This window comes from Salinisphaera orenii subsp. orenii MK-B5, assembly GCF_003788635.1.
GTDB lineage: Bacteria > Pseudomonadota > Gammaproteobacteria > Nevskiales > Salinisphaeraceae > Salinisphaera > Salinisphaera orenii.
On the sequence record NZ_AYKH01000041.1, the window covers coordinates 146527 to 161920 of the forward strand.

The window sequence follows — 15394 nt, forward strand, 5'->3', positions numbered from 1 at the left end:
CGCCGGGCTACAATATGTGGTTATCCGCCGCGTGAGCGTTCTTGCGCGGCGTTCTAGTTTCACGAGTTACCGAATCATCCTGGAGAGATCATGGCCGTCGAGCGCACCCTGTCGATCATCAAGCCGGACGCCGTCGCGAAGAACGTGATCGGCGACATCTATCGCCGTTTCGAGAACGCCGGCTTGCGCATCATCGGTGCGCGTATGGTGCATCTGTCGCGCGAGCAGGCGGAATCCTTCTATGCGGTGCACGCCGAGCGCCCGTTCTTCGACGCCCTGGTGTCGTTCATGATCTCCGGCCCGGTGATGGTCCAGTGCCTGGAGGGCGAGGACGCCATCGCGAAGAATCGCGACCTGATGGGCGCGACGAACCCGAAGGAAGCCGAGGCCGGTACCATTCGCGGCGATTTCGCCGAGTCCATCGATGCCAACGCCGTCCACGGCTCCGATGCGCCCGACACCGCGGCCACCGAGATCGATTTCTTCTTCGGCCAGGACGGCCTCTGCCCGCGCTGAAGGGGCGAGCCGGCATCCCATCATGACTGAGGCCAGCGTTCGCGAATCCACCGAGCCCACGCGTGCCACCCGCGGTGACACGCGCGTGAATCTGTTCGGTCTGGACCGCGAGGCGATGGCGGCATTCTTCCGGTCGCACGGCGAATCGGCGTTCCGGGCCAAGCAGGTCATGCAGTGGATCTACGCCCGCGGGGTCACCGACTTCGCGGCGATGACGGATCTGTCCAAGAAGCTGCGCGACCGGCTGCCGACGATCGCCGAGATCCGCCCGCCGACCAAGATCCGCGAGCAGGCCTCGGCGGACGGCACCCGCAAGTGGCTGCTGGCGGTCACCGAAGATCTGGATCCGGACAACGCCATCGAGGCCGTCTACATTCCCGAGCCGGATCGCGCCACGCTGTGCATCTCTTCCCAGATCGGCTGCGCGCTGGACTGCAGCTTCTGCGCGACCGGCAAGCAGGGGCTCAACCGCAACCTGACCACGGCCGAGATCATCGGTCAGGTCTGGATGTCCGAGCACGATCTGCGCGTCGAGGGCCGGGTGCACGGCGACCGCGCCCTGTCCAACATCGTATTCATGGGCATGGGCGAGCCGCTGGCCAACTATCGCGCGGTGGTGCCGGCGATCCGCATTCTGCTCGACGACTACGGCTTCGGGCTGTCCAAGCGGCGGGTGACGGTCTCGACCTCGGGAATGGTTCCATTCATGGATCGTCTGCGCGAGGAGGTGGACGTCGCCCTGGCGGTGTCGCTGCACGCGCCGACCGACGCGCTGCGCGACGAGCTGGTGCCGATCAACCGCAAGTATCCGCTCGCGGAGCTGATGGGCGCCTGCGATCGCTATGTCGCGGGCAAGGAGCGGCGCGCCCACGTGGTCTACGAGTACGTGCTGCTCGCCGGCGTCAACGACACGCCCGCGCATGCGAAATCGCTGGCGGCGCTGCTTCGCGACCGGCCGGCCAAGGTCAATCTGATTCCGTTCAATCCGTTCGAAGGCTCCGGCTACGAGCGCCCGGCGGAAGAGCGCATCCGCGCGTTCCAGGACACGTTGCACGGCAAGGGCGTGCGCACGACCGTGCGCCGAACCCGCGGCGACGATATCGACGCCGCCTGCGGCCAGCTTGTCGGCCGGGTGGCCAGCCGGCAGAAGCGTCATTTTCGCGACGTGCCGATCCGGGTGGAGTCCAAGCGGGCGAATCCGGCATGAGGCGTGCGCGGCGGGGCGCCGCTGCCTGCATGCTGGTGGCCTGCGCGGTGGCGCTCGGCGGTTGTGCCACCTCGGGTGACGGGGTCGACACCCGCCAGGCGGCCGAGGCCAACGCCAGCCTGGGCGCGGATTATCTGCGCCGCAACGAGAACGACCAGGCTCTGGCGCGTTTCCGGCGCGCGCTGGACTACGACAGCGACAACGCCTCGGCGGTCTGGGGCATGGCGATCGTCAAGGATCGTCTCGACGAGCCCGAGGCGGCGCGGCGCTACTACGAGCGCGCCGTCGACCTGCGCCCGAACGCGCCGGTCTACAACAGTTACGCGGCGTTTCTGTGCCGTCAGGGTGACGTCGATCGGGCGCTGGAATACTTCGACCGCGCCGCCGACGATCCGCGCTACGCCGGGGCGCCGGATGCGCTGGCCAACGCCGGCCTGTGTCTGGAGCGCGCCGACCGCGGCAAGGCCGCTGAACGGTATTATCGCGACGCGCTCGAGGGCGACGGCGAGCAGTTCACCGCGCTCGTGCACATGGCGCGGCTGATGTACGACCGTGGTGAATACCTCAGCGCCCGCGGGTTCATCGAGCGCGCCGATGCGGCCGCCGATCTCGAGGCCGAGCAGCTGCGGCTGGCCGCGCGGATCGAACTCGCGCTGGGCGACCGGGGCGCCGCGGCCGATTATGTCGGCCGTTACAACGCGAGTCGTCCGGCGGCTAACCTGTCGCTTCGGCAATTGGAGCAATCGCGCTGATGAACGAGTTCGACGATCATTACGACGAGGATGCGCCTTCGGCGTCGCTCACGCAGAACAAGGCGGACGGCCTGTCGCCGGGCGAGATCCTGCGCGAGGCGCGTCTGAGCCACGACTACACCGTGGCCGACCTCTGCGCCCAGACCAAGTTCTCGCCGAAGACCGTCAACGCACTCGAGGACAACGATTTCGCGGCCCTGTCCCAGCCGGTATTCGCGCGCGGCTACTACCGCCAGTGCGCCAAGGTCCTGGACATCAATCAGGATCGGCTCATGGCGGCCTACAGCGCCTGGGCGGGGGACGCCGCGGCGCGGCCGGCCTCTCCGAGCGCGGTCGACGTGGTCCCGCAGGACGTCACCCCGCAGCGCTGGCGCGCGCTGGGCCTGGTCGCCGCGCTGCTGGCGCTGCTGGTGGTGATCGGCGCGGTGTTCGTGTTCCTGCCCGATGCCTCGCTGCCGGACGACAACGACGGCTCGGACAACACCATCGTTCTCGACGATCAGTCGTCGGACGCCGGCGCCGAGGGCGCGACCGCCAATGACGCCGACGTAGAGACGTCCGGCGACGACGGCGTGGCCACGGGCGGTAACGCCAGCGCGCCGGAAGCCGTCTCGGAGGCGGCCGGAGAGCAGACGACGACGGGCACCGACCAGCCGGCCGGCGGCCGCAACGTCAACGACACCCTGGGCCTGAGCGACGACGACACGGACAGCGACGACACGAACGGCAGCGCCGCCGATGAGGCCTCGAACGAGCCCCAGATCGCGCCGAACCACCTGGTGATGGAGTTCGAGGAACGTTCGTGGGTGGACGTGCGCGACGCCGACGGCAACCGCCTGCTGACCGGGATCTACGAGGCCGGCGACACGCAGGAACTCGAGGCGCCGGCGCCGTATCGCATCACCCTCGGCTTCGCGCCGGGTGTCAGCATGACCATCGGCGGCGAGCCGGTGGACGTGGCCGGGGCGACCACGGGCAACAGTACGGCCCGCCTGACCGTGGAGGCACGCGAGAGCGAATGAGCATGACCGAGACCGCGAGCGCCCGGCGATGAGTCAGCGCATCCAGTCGATCCGAGGCATGAACGACGTGCTGCCGGCCGAGAACCCGACCTGGGCGACGCTCGAGCGGGCGGCCGCGCGCGTGTTCGCGGCCTACGGCTACGAACAGATCCGGCTGCCGATCATGGAGCGCACCGGGCTGTTCAAGCGCGCTGTCGGCGAAGTCACCGACATCGTCGAGAAGGAGATGTACACCTTCGAGGACCGCGGCGGCGAATCGCTGTCGCTGCGGCCGGAGGGCACGGCGGGCGCGGTGCGGGCGGGCATCCAGCACGGCCTGCTGCACAACGCCACTCAGCGCCTGTGGTACCAGGGCCCGATGTTCCGCTACGAGCGCCCCCAGAAGGGCCGTCAGCGCCAGTTTCACCAGTTCGGCGTCGAGGCCTTCGGCCAGACCGGGCCGGATGTGGACGTGGAGCAGATCGCCATGGCCGCGCGTCTGTTCGACGCCCTGGGCATCAGCGGCCTGCGCCTGGAGATCAACACGCTCGGCACGCCGGCGGAGCGCGCGGCCTATCGCGACGCCCTGCACGGCTACTTCTCGGCCCACCGGGAGGCGCTCGATGACGACAGCCAGCGTCGGCTGGAGCGCAATCCGCTGCGCATTCTCGACAGCAAGAATCCGGCGATGGCGACGCTGATCGCCGAGGCGCCGACGCTGCGCGACTATCTGGGGGCGGAGTCCTCGGCCCACTTCGAGGGGCTGTGCGCCGGTCTGGAAGCGCTCGGGATCGAGTACAGCATCAATCCGCGGCTGGTGCGGGGGCTGGATTACTACACCCGCACCGTGTTCGAGTGGCTGACCGACGACCTCGGCGCCCAGAACGCGGTCTGTTCCGGCGGCCGCTTCGACGGCCTGGTCGACCAGCTCGGCGGCAGCGCCACGCCGGCCACCGGCTTCGCGCTGGGCATCGAGCGTGTGGTCGCGCTGATGGCCGCCCAGCAGGTGCCGCTGGTCGACTGCGCGCCGCAGGCGTATCTGGTTCACGAGGACGGTCCGGCGGGCGCTCGCGTGGCCCGTCTGGCCGAGGGCCTGCGCGATGCGCTGCCGGATCTGCGCCTGCGAGTGCATGCCGGCGGCGGCAGCTTCAAGTCGCAGTTCAAGAAGGCCGATCGCAGCGGCGCACGGCTGGCGCTGGTCTTCGGCGAGGACGAAGCCGCCGAGGATGCCCTGCAGATCAAGCCGCTCGTCGACAGCCGGCCGCAGGAGCGGGTGGCGATCGCCGAAGCGCCGGCTCGAATCGCGGCTCTGCTGGCCGCCGGTTGAACCCGCGTGGCGTGCGGATGTCAACGAGTCTCGTCACCGTCCAATAACAACGCAAAGTGATTGCTGCATGGCCGATTTCGACAACGAAGAACTGAGCCGGGTCCGACAATGGTGGGCCGCCAACGGCAACGCCCTGATGATCGGCGTCCTGGTCGGGCTGATCGTGATCGCCGCGTGGGGCGGCTGGAACTGGTACCAGAACCGCCAGGCCGCGGCCGCCGCCGACATCAGCGCGCAGATCGAAGGCGCGCTCGTCAACGGCGCGATCGACGATAGTGTGGTCGAAGCCGTTGAGCGGCTCGAGAACGACTATTCCGGCACGCCCTATGCGACGGGCGCCGCGCTGGGTCTGGCGAGCGCCTACGTCGCCGACTCCGAGTACGACAAGGCGATGCCGCACCTCGACTGGGCGGTCGACAACGCCTCCGAAGAGGGCATGCGCCACATCGCCCGGGTCCGCAAGGCTCGCCTGCTGTGGACGCAGGACGACGCCGAAGCCGCCCTGACGCTGCTCGAGACGGATCATCCCGCGGCCTTCGACGCCCTCTATGCCGAGGTGGCGGGTGACATCCACGCCGCCCGCGGCGATCGCGAGGCCGCCCATCAGGCCTATCAGCGTGCGCTGGATGCCCTGCCGCAGGACACGCCGCGGCAGCCGCTTCAGAACAAGCTGGCCGACAACGCGCCGGCCGACGACGCCGGCGCCGGATCCGAACAGGAGAGCGCTTCCGCATCATGAGCAATCGACGCACCATCCCCGGCGCCGTCGGCCTGCTGGCCGCGGCGAGTGTGCTGCTTACGGCCTGTGGCGGCGGCGCCACCGTGGCCCAGCCGACCCCGCTCGACGAACTGGAGGCGCCGGCATACCGCATGCAGACCCTCTGGCAGACGGATGCCGGTGCGGGCGCGGGCGAGTTCGTCAGCGGCTTCGTCCCGGCGGTCGCCGACGGCCGCGTGTACGTGGCCAATCGCGACGGCTATGTGCGTGCGCTGGACCTGGGCACCGGCGAGACCATTTTTCGTTCGCGTACCGGCGATCGGTTGATCGCGGGGCCCGCGGTCGGGGACGACACGCTGCTCATGGGCACCCGTGACGGCCAGGTCGTGGCGCTGTCGGCGACCACCGGCGAACGGAAATGGACCACGGAACTGGCCAGCGAGATCATCGCGCCGCCGGCGATCTCGGAGGGCCTGGGAGTGGTCCGCACGCTCGACGGCCGCGTGGTTGCACTCAATCTGGGCGACGGCCGCCGGCGCTGGTCGGTCGAGTACAGCGTGCCCACACTGACCATGCGCGGCACGTCGTCGCCGGTCATCGTCGACGGCACGGTGTACGCCGGCCTCGACAACGGCAAGATCGTCGCGCTCGATCTCGACAACGGCGAGCAGCGCTGGGAGCAGGCGATCGCGCTGCCGAGCGGCCGCTCGGAACTGGAGCGCATCGTGGACATCGACGCCGACCCGCTGGTCGTCGGCGGCGAGCTCTATGCCGTGAGCGCCGGCGGCCGGATGGCGTCGCTGTCGCTGGCGGGCGGTCGTCTGCGCTGGTCGGCGGACGTCGCCGCGGAGACCGGTCTCGCCTACGATGACGACAACATCTTCACCGCTGACATGGACGGCATCGTCCGCGCCTTCAACCGGCTGACCGGCAGCCAGAGCTGGCAGCAGGATGCGCTCGAATACCGCCGTCTCTCGGCGCCGTCGACCTATCAGGGCGATGTGCTGGTGGGCGATCTCGAGGGCTACGTGCACTGGCTGTCCGCCGACGACGGCCAGGTGTTGGCCCGCGGCCGGCCCTTCGAGGAAGCCATTCGTGCGCGGCCGGTGGTCGCCGGAGATCGCGTGCTCGTGCTCGGCGCCGACGGCGAGATCGCGGCGGTGCGCTTTGGCCCCGTCGACGGCTCGTAGCGGCCCCGGACAGGACCCCCGATGACCGACGCGCTGCCGGTTGTGGCCCTCGTGGGCCGGCCGAACGTGGGCAAGTCCACGCTGTTCAACCGGCTGACGCGGTCGCGCGATGCGCTGGTCGCGGATCAGCCGGGGGTCACCCGCGACCGCCATTACGGCTTCGCGGTGTACGAGACACAGCGCTACATCGTCGTCGATACCGGCGGTATCGGTCAGGACGACGAAGACATCGACACCCAGGCCTTCGCCCAGACCGAGGCAGCGCTCGAGGAAGCCGACGTCGTCCTGTTGATCACCGACCATCGCCAGGGGCTGCTCGCCGGCGACGCCGCGATCGCCGACCGGCTGCGGCGCATCGAGCGGCCGGTGCACGTGGTCGTCAACAAGAGCGAGGGCGAGCAGAGCGTGAGCGCCATCGCCGAGTTCCATGCGCTGGGTCTCGGCGAGCCCTGGGCCGTCTCCGCCGCCCACGGCGACCGCGTGGGGCTGCTGCTGGAGCACGTCTTCGCCCAGCTCCCGGCGCCGCGCGCGCTGGTCTCGGCCCACGACCGCGATGCCATCCGCCTGGCGCTGTTGGGGCGCCCGAACGCGGGCAAGTCCACGCTCGTCAATCGCCTGCTGGGCGAGACCCGCATGCTCACGCGGGACGCGCCGGGGACCACCCGCGACGCCGTGGCCAGCGAGTTCAGCTTCGACGAGCGGCCCTACGTGATTGTCGACACCGCGGGTGTGCGGCGACGGGCGCGTATCAGCGATACGGTGGAAAAAATCAGCGTGGTCAAGGCCATGCAGGCCGCTGAGGCGGCCCAGGTGGTCATCGTCATGCTCGATGCCCGCGCCGGCCTGTCGACCCAGGACATCCGCCTGCTGAGCCTGGCCGTGGAGCGCGGCCGCGCCGCCGTGATCGCGGTGAACAAGTGGGACGGGCTCTCCGAGAAACAGCGGCAGCGCCTGCACGCCGAGCTGGTCGAGCGCATCGGCGCCTTCGACTATCTGCCCCTGCTGTTCGTCTCCGCGCTGCACGGCTCCGGCCTGCGGGAGCTGCTGGACGCGGTCCAGGCCTCGCATCGGGCGGCGTTCGCGGAGCTGAGCACCAATGCGCTGTCGCGCACGCTGGAGGATGCCGTCGAGCAGCACGCGCCGCCGGCCATCCACGGACGTCGCATCAAGCTGCGCTTCGCCCACCAGGGCGGACGCAACCCGCCGACGATCGTCATCCACGGCAACCAGACGCAGCGCCTGTCGGACGAGTACAAGCGTTATCTGATGCGTCGCTTCCGCGAGAAGTTCGACCTGTTCGGCACGCCCATCCATCTGGTGTTCAAGAACAGCGACAATCCCTACGCCGGCAAGGCGCGCACCCAGCGCCGATAGGCCGGCCGAACGCGCGGGGAGAACCGCCGAGGCCGTTCCGCAGGACGTTCCGGCGAGAGGGCGTGATCATCATCGTGCGGTGTGTTCCGGCGGTGGTCGGTATCGTCCGGGTTCAGGAGTCGGGACCAACGGCTGGCCGCACGGGCCGGCCGCCATCGAAAGCGCGTGCAAGCCACGGCCCGCATGGCGCGGGGCCCTGCGCACTAACGTCTGTTTCGGCTATCGGATCCCGCCGAGGTTTGACGGGCTAAGCGATCGAGCGCTCGCTTGGCCCCTGGCAAGCCTCGGCATGCCCTGCCGTCGAACACCACACCGGTCTCGAAACGCATTGGCATGGCGGTGGTTGGCCTGTCCCACGGGAGCGGAACATCCGCCAAGCCGGCGGATTGGCGATCGTCGAGCGTGACCCGATCCTGGAGCCGTCGCCGCTCGATCCCGATATACCCGCCTGGCCCGCCTGATAGCGGGACCATGGCCGCCGCTAGAGACGACATAGGCGGGCGTCGCGAAACGCCGCGCGCCTAGTCGCCTCGGCTCTTATGACAATTGTCGCCGAGTCGGGCCAGCCTCCGTTGGCGACGGACGGAAGAAACGGCACGCGACGGCATCCCCATGCCGCCGCGTGCTGCTGCTACAGCGCCGCGGCTACTGCTTGAGCAGGAAGTCCGCGACCCAGCCCTTGCGGCCGTCGTCGAACTCGACGTAGCTCCAGTCGTTCTCCTTTTTCAGGATCCCAACCGAGTCGCCCTGCTGGACCTGGAACAGCACCTCGGAGTCGGTCGTCGCGCGGCTGCGAACATTCACCGTGCTGCCGTCGATCTCCGCACGGGGTGCGCTCTCGGGCTCGTCCGGCTGTGCCGCATCGTCGTCCGTCGTCGAGTCGGCATCGTCGCCGTCGGCGTCCGGGCTTTCCGCCGCGTCCGCGCCGCCGGCCGCGGCGGGCTCAGCGGGTTCGGCCGAATCGTCGCTTTCGGTCGTGTCGGCCTTGGGGCATTGGTTGAACAGGCGCTCGAACCAGTTGCACTCGCCTGCCGGCGCCGAGTCGTCGTCCGCCTTCGATGCGTCGGCCGGGGCGGCCTCCGGCTCGTACGGTTCGCGACGGCCGTCGGGATACTCGAGTACCGGCTTCATCTCCTGCGGCACGACCTCGACCGGGCCGGTCGTGATGCGGGCATCGTCGGCGTCCGGCAGGCTCGTCGGCTGCTCGCCGTCGATGTAGAACTGCCAGACCTCGACCTGCAGCGTGTCCTCGTGCGGTTTCCAGCCCACCACCAGGCCGCTGTTGTTCCAGACGTAGCGCAGGCGCCGGATCTGCATCCAGACCATGGCGTCGTCCACCGTCTCGAAGCGCTTCTGACCCTCCTCGAGGTCCACCTCGGTGAGGCCGTCGGCGTCCTCCCAGACCGGCGGCCTGCCCTCGAAGTGGATGCCCAGGCTGCCACCCATGCGCTCCTCGCGCGGTTCGAGCACCACGCCGCGGCGCAGGCCGCGCCAGCTGTAGACGCGGCGCAGGCCGGGGCCGGCCTCGATCTTGATGCGGCCCCAGGGCGCGTCCGCCACCACCTGCGTGCCTTCGGAGAGCACGACTTCGTTGTCTTCCGGCACTGGCGGTCCGTCCTCGGGCACCGGCGGCGGCTCGGGCGTGACGACCTTGGGGCCGGTGACACAGCCCGCGGCGAGCAGGAGAAGGGCGAGGGCGGCACACACGCGCACGGGGCGACGGGCCGCGGAAAGCGAAGGTCTGATCATAGGTCTCGATACCCCTGTCTGTTGGTTGGATTCCGCATCGTCGTACGCCTTGCGCCACGCAATCGCGGAATCGGTCCGCTCACTCGGGCGACCGGTCCGGCGGCGTGGAATGGACCGTGTGAACGTCACAGTCCAGCCGCCCCCGGGCGAGATCGACGGCAATGCGCGAGCCCTCGGTGACGTCGTCGGCATTCCGCACGACCTCGCCCCGCGCATCGCGGGCAATAGCATAGCCGCGTTCGAGGGTCTGTAGCGGACTGACGCCGTTGAGACCGCGAGCGGCGCTGCGCAGACGCTGATCGGCGTTGCGGATGTGGCCCCGGGTCGCGAGCGTCAGCCGGCGCTCCAGGGCCTCGCAGCGGCGGCGCTCGCGCGTGATGCGCGATGCCGGCGAGGCGCGCTGGAGCCGCTGCGAGAGGGCGGTTGCATGATCGCGCCGCCGGCCGAGGCGCAGGCGCATGGCGCGCTGGAGCCGCAGTTCGGCGTCGTCCAGGCGCTGCATGGGCGCCTCGAGGCGGCGACGCGGGTGCTGGCGTGCCAGCCGCGCGGTCAGCCCGTCGAGCCGTTCGCGGGCCGTGCTCAGCCGGCTCCGCATGCGGCGCTGCAGCCGGGCCGCGGCCTGCGGCACGACGGCGGCGCGCGCGGCCAGGTCGGGACAGACCAGTTCCGCGGCCGCCGACGGCGTGGCCGCACGCACGTCGGCGGCGAAATCGGCGATGGTCACGTCCACCTCGTGGCCGACGCCGGAAACCACGGGCACCCGCGAGGCCACGATCGCCCGCGCGACGTTTTCATCGTTGAAGGCCTGGAGATCCTCCAGCGAGCCGCCGCCGCGCACCAGCAGCAGCACGTCGCAGTCGGCGCGCGCGCTGGCCCGTGTCAGCGCGGCCACGATCGCGGCCGGGGCGGCCTCGCCCTGGACCGGGACCGGGTAGACGCGCACCGCGCCCAGCGGATAGCGCCGCGCCACCACCGAGAGCACGTCGCGAATCGCCGCGCCGGTGGCGGAGGTGATCACGCCGATGCGCGCCGGTGCGGCGGGCAGGGCGCGCTTGCGCTCGGCGGCGAACAGCCCCTCGGCGTCGAGCCGGGCCTTGAGCTGCTCGAATGCGCGCTGCAGGGCGCCGTCGCCGGCGTCCTCCACGTGTTCCACGATCAGCTGATAGTCGCCGCGGGCGGCGTAGAGGCTCACCCGTGCGCGCAGGCGCACCTGGGCGCCGTTGTCGAGCGCGGTGCGCACCAGCCGCGCCTTGCCGCGGAACAGCGCGCAGCGCACCTGCGCGTCGCCGTCCTTGAGGCTGAAGTAGATATGGCCCGAACGCGGTCGCGCCACGTTGGAAATCTCGCCCTCGACCCAGAGCAGCCCGAAGCTGTGCTCCAGCAGCTCGCGCACGGCGGCGTTGAGCTCGGTCACGGAAAACACCGTGGGGCCGTTAGTGGCGGCGTTCGTCATGGTCAAGCTCGGGGCGCTTCCTTTATAATCCGCGGTCTTTGCGGCGGTGATAATCGCATACGCGAGGCAGCCGCCCACTGCCGGCGAGCCTATGACCCTGAGAATCAGCGAGCAAGCCCTGACGTTCGACGACGTCCTGCTCCAGCCCGCGTACTCCGACGTGCTGCCACGCCACGTCGACCTGTCGACCCGCCTGACCCGCGGCATCACGCTCAACCTGCCGCTGATTTCCGCGGCCATGGACACGGTCACCGAGGCCGGCCTGGCGATCGCGCTGGCGCAGGAGGGCGGCATCGGCATCGTGCACAAGTCGATGCCGATCGAGCGCCAGGCGCAGCATGTGAGCACGGTCAAGAAATACGAATCCGGCGTCATCTCCGATCCGATCACGGTGGGGCCGGAGGCGACCATCCGCGAGGTGCTGGAGCTGACCCGCGCGCGGCGCATCTCCGGCGTGCCGGTGGTCGACAACGGCGCGCCCGTGGGCATCGTCACCAGCCGTGACCTGCGCTTCGAGACCCGCTTCGACGCCCCGGTGACCAGCGTGATGACGCCCCGGGAACAGCTCGTCACCGTGCGCGAGGGCGCCGGCCGCGACGAGATCCTGTCGCTGTTCCATCACCACCGCATCGAGAAGGTGCTGGTGGTCAACGACGGCTTCATCCTGCGCGGCATGATCACCGTCAAGGACATCCAGAAGTCCTCGGATTTCCCGAACGCCTGCAAGGACGCCCAGGGCAGCCTGCGCGTGGGCGCGGCGGTCGGCCCCGGGCCGGAGAGCGTGGAGCGCGTGCAGGCGCTGGTGGACGCCGGTGTGGACGTGGTGGTGGTCGACACCGCGCACGGGCATTCCTCGGGCGTGCTCGCGGCGGTGGCCGACCTCAAGAAGCGCTTCCCCGATCTGCAGATCATCGGCGGCAACGTCGGCACCGCCGAGGGTGCGACGGCACTGGTCGAGGCCGGCGTGGACGCGGTCAAGGTCGGCATCGGGCCCGGTTCGATCTGCACCACGCGTATCGTCGCCGGCATCGGCGTGCCGCAGATCTCGGCCGTCGCCAACGTGGCCGGCGCGCTGGCCGGCACCGATGTGCCGCTGATCGCCGACGGCGGCATCCGCTATTCGGGCGATCTGTCCAAGGCGATCGCCGCCGGGGCCTATGCGGTGATGGTCGGCGGCATGTTCGCCGGTACCGAGGAGGCGCCGGGCGAGATCGAGCTCTATCAGGGCCGCTCCTACAAGGCCTATCGCGGCATGGGCTCGCTGGGCGCGATGAGCGGCGATTCCGGCTCGGCCGACCGCTACTTCCAGGACCCTTCCGAGGAGATCCAGAAGCTCGTGCCGGAGGGCATCGAGGGCCGCGTGCCCTACAAGGGCCCGCTCGGCGGTATCGTGCATCAACTCATCGGTGGCCTGCGCGCCTCCATGGGCTACACCGGCTGCCACGATATCACCGAGATGCGCACCCGGCCGACGTTCGTGCAGATCACCTCGGCGGGCGTGAAGGAATCGCACGTGCACGACGTGCATATCGTGAAGGAAGCGCCGAATTATCGGGTGGACTGAACGGTGACGGCGGACGATAGCTTGCTGTCGCCCGTCTGGCGCTTTTCGGTTTCTCAGTATCGGGTCTTGAATCAACGGTTCAGGCGAATTGTGGCCTGGGGTTTCGCACTGATGTGCGAGTCACTTTCATTTGCTTGTCCAAATGCAAGTAACCAAAGCAAAGGACACTCTGTCTTGCGCCGATGCTTCGCATCGGTGCCCTCCCATCGCGGACCGCAAGCGGGACGGCCGGAAACTCGCTAACGCTCAAACATCCGGCCGTCTTTTTCCGCTTGCGGTCCACGCTGCTCGGCGCTGCGCCCAAGGGGCCCAATACAGACAAGCCTTGCCGCCGCTCGCTCAAGGTCGCGGCTTCTCCAGGTTGAATGAACCTTGGGTGTAATCCGACTGGAACGTAGCCAGCTCGGCTGATTTCGGTGGGGCAATCGTATCGACTTGATGCTATGGAATCGCCCGCCTGTATTTGGGCCCCGTTGTACAGCGACGCAGACGCGCAGTGCCGAAGGGTGTCCGGCGCATTACCGGTGCGTACAGCCTGTTTGAGGATTGCCAAAGCGATCCGAGTTCTGCGCGCATCCCGTCGTCGCTGCGTGTCGTCGGAGTATCGCCCCGAGAGGCGGAGCAGGGCGTTCTCGCAGCGAAGCTGCGTGATGCGACCCTCGGCGGGGCGAGACCGTACGAATCGTCGCCTCGGGGCTCGGGCCGAATGCCGGCGGTCGCATGCCAGCTACGCTGGGAAGGCCCCGCTCCTCGCTTCGTACGGCACGGCGTAGCCGGCGCTGTGCCGGGTGTCCTTTTCTTTGCTCACTTTCATTCTGGACAAGCAAATGAAAGTGACTCGCACAGCAGTGCGAAACAAAAGGTCCGCTGAACTCGTGACTCCCGTAAGGCCCGTAGGCCTGCTGTTTTCACCGGCCGGCGCTGCGACCAAGGGGCCATAGAGACAGTCGCGCCGCACTCGTTCGGAACCGCTGCGTGATCGTCGTAGGTCAGATTGGCGAATGGCGAGCCGGCCGGAGCAAAGCCTCTCGCTCCGATCTAGAACACGAACAGATGCGCGATCGCCACGATAATCGGCAGCGTGATCACCGTACGGATCAGAAAGATCGCGCCCAGCTCGAGGAAGTTGAGCGGGATGTTCGATTTCAGCGTCACCGCGCCCACTTCCGACATGTAGATGAGCTGGGTGACCGACAGCGCGGCGATCACGAAACGCGTGAATTCGCTTTCGATGCCGGTCGCCAGAATCGCCGGCAGGAACATGTCCGCGAACCCGGCCAGCAGCGCCGGGGCGGCGGCCGCGGCCTCCGGCACCTGCATCCCAGCACCGGCACCAGCGGATAGGTGAGCCAGTTGAAGATCGGCGTGTACTCGGCGATGGCGATGCCGGTGGTGCCGATGGCCATGATCAGCGGCAGCAGCCCGAACAGGATTTCCAGATAGGTCGTCAGACCGTCATAGAGCAGCTTGCGCGGGGCGGGCGCGGTATCGGCGCGGCGCAGGGCCCGCTGCAGTCCGCGCGCCAGCAGAGAGCGGCCGTCGTCATCGTCCGCCGGCAGGCGCCGGCCGCTGGCGGGCCAGTAATCGTCGCGCTTGCGCGACAGCGGCGGCAGGCGCGGCACGAGGATGGCCGCGACCAGCCCTGACGCGGTCACCGTGAGATAGAACGGCACGAACAGGTGGCCGATCTCCGTGAAACTGGCCACGAGCATCGCGAAGGTGATGGACACGATGGAGAAGTTGGTCGCGATGACCGCCGACTCGCGTGCCGAGTAATAGCCCTTCTCGAACTGCTTGGAGGTGATGATCACGCCGACGGTGCCATCGCCCAGCCACGAGGCCGTCGCATCCACGGCCGCCCGGCCGGGCAGGCCGAAGATGCGGTGGAACACGCGCTGAAACAGCGTGCCCACGAATTCCATGGCGCCGAAGTCGGTCAGCAGCGGCAGCAGGAACGAGGCGAAGAAGAAGAACGACACCAGTGCCGCGATCACGTCGAACAACACGACCTGGCCCGTGTCGGGGCCGACGATCCACTCGGGGCCCAACCCGAGCAGCGTCAGCGCGCCGAAGACCGCGCCCACCACGCGCAGCCCGATCTGCGCCGGTGAGACCGCGAACAGGGCGGCGAACAGCCCCTCGCGCCGCGACTCCTCCATGCCGGTCAGGTATGCTGCGACCGACAGCAGCGCGGACAGCGCCATCAGCACGCCCGCGATCGGCCCAAGCCAGCCGTCCATGAAGGCGGCCAGCGCGTTCGACAGGATCGCCAGGCCGATGGTGATGTTGCCCTCGGCGGTCACCATCGGCGTCAGAAAGGCGAGCGCGCCGAGCAGCGAGGGGACGAGAAACCTCAGCAGAGCGCGGCGGCCGGGCGGTCGTCGCGCCGGCTCGTCGGCGGGCTCGGCTGCGGCGTTCTGGCTGTCGTGTTCGGTCATGTCGTCCGGCGGGGCGGGGAAGGGTGTGTGGCCGCGGGAACGCGCGGCGTGCGGGTCGGCGAGCCGCTCCCGGCGGCGGGACTGCCGCGCGGCGAGCCGGCGCGA

The 15394-nt window shown here is 69.2% G+C and carries 13 protein-coding genes; 9 read left to right on the top strand and 4 right to left on the bottom strand.

Translation table 11 applies throughout. The features are described 5' to 3' along the window. Positions 1-90 precede the first annotated feature (90 nt). From ndk to der, 8 genes are all read left to right on the top strand, one after another. Positions 91-516 carry a nucleoside-diphosphate kinase gene (gene ndk, locus SAOR_RS14550; RefSeq protein WP_123632061.1) on the top strand — a complete coding sequence of 142 codons (426 nt, stop codon included), beginning with the start codon at positions 91-93 and terminating at the stop codon, positions 514-516. A gap of 22 nt (positions 517-538) precedes the next feature. Beyond that, positions 539-1723 carry a dual-specificity RNA methyltransferase RlmN gene (gene rlmN / locus SAOR_RS14555; RefSeq protein ID WP_123632062.1) on the top strand — a complete coding sequence of 395 codons (1185 nt, stop codon included), beginning with the start codon at positions 539-541 and terminating at the stop codon, positions 1721-1723. Next, entirely contained in the window at positions 1720-2475 is a 756-nt protein-coding gene (gene pilW / locus SAOR_RS14560; RefSeq protein WP_123632063.1) for a type IV pilus biogenesis/stability protein PilW, read from the top strand. The genes rlmN and pilW overlap by 4 nt, the downstream gene beginning before the upstream one ends. After that, entirely contained in the window at positions 2475-3497 is a 1023-nt protein-coding gene (locus tag SAOR_RS14565) for a RodZ domain-containing protein (protein ID WP_123632064.1), read from the top strand. Before pilW ends, SAOR_RS14565 begins: the two co-directional genes overlap by 1 nt. A 28-nt stretch (positions 3498-3525) precedes the next feature. Further along, positions 3526-4803: a histidine--tRNA ligase gene (gene hisS, locus SAOR_RS14570; RefSeq protein ID WP_123632065.1), complete on the top strand. Its 1278-nt coding sequence runs from the start codon at positions 3526-3528 to the stop codon at positions 4801-4803. Between the two features lie 67 nt (positions 4804-4870). Beyond that, positions 4871-5542, top strand: coding sequence for a YfgM family protein (locus tag SAOR_RS14575; protein WP_185015712.1), 672 nt, complete (start codon positions 4871-4873; stop codon positions 5540-5542). Beyond that, positions 5539-6711, top strand: coding sequence for an outer membrane protein assembly factor BamB (gene bamB, locus SAOR_RS14580; protein WP_123632067.1), 1173 nt, complete (start codon positions 5539-5541; stop codon positions 6709-6711). The genes SAOR_RS14575 and bamB overlap by 4 nt, the downstream gene beginning before the upstream one ends. Positions 6712-6732: 21 nt before the next feature. Then, entirely contained in the window at positions 6733-8085 is a 1353-nt protein-coding gene (gene der, locus SAOR_RS14585) for a ribosome biogenesis GTPase Der (RefSeq protein WP_245965490.1), read from the top strand. Positions 8086-8730: 645 nt separating this feature from the next. Here der and SAOR_RS14590 read toward each other — a convergent pair. Together SAOR_RS14590 and xseA are read right to left on the bottom strand one after the other, a co-directional pair. Then, positions 8731-9834, bottom strand: a complete 1104-nt coding sequence (locus SAOR_RS14590; protein WP_123632068.1) for an SH3 domain-containing protein — start codon at positions 9832-9834, stop codon at positions 8731-8733. A 79-nt stretch (positions 9835-9913) separates the two neighbouring features. Then, the gene (gene xseA / locus SAOR_RS14595; protein ID WP_123632069.1) at positions 9914-11287 is read right to left on the bottom strand and encodes an exodeoxyribonuclease VII large subunit; all 1374 of its coding nucleotides are present in this window, start codon (positions 11285-11287) and stop codon (positions 9914-9916) included. A 97-nt stretch (positions 11288-11384) separates the two neighbouring features. Here xseA and guaB point away from each other — a divergent pair, with 97 nt between their 5' ends. Then, a complete protein-coding gene (gene guaB / locus SAOR_RS14600) occupies positions 11385-12851 on the top strand; it encodes an IMP dehydrogenase (protein WP_123632080.1) in 1467 nt (488 codons plus the stop codon). Positions 12852-13889: 1038 nt separating this feature from the next. Here guaB and SAOR_RS16980 read toward each other — a convergent pair. Together SAOR_RS16980 and SAOR_RS14605 are read right to left on the bottom strand one after the other, a co-directional pair. Further along, positions 13890-14114, bottom strand: coding sequence for a hypothetical protein (locus SAOR_RS16980; protein WP_221180013.1), 225 nt, complete (start codon positions 14112-14114; stop codon positions 13890-13892). After that, positions 14057-15394, bottom strand: a 1338-nt coding sequence (locus SAOR_RS14605) for a YjiH family protein (protein WP_221180014.1), incomplete at its 5' end; no start/stop codon positions are given. The genes SAOR_RS16980 and SAOR_RS14605, both read right to left, overlap by 58 nt.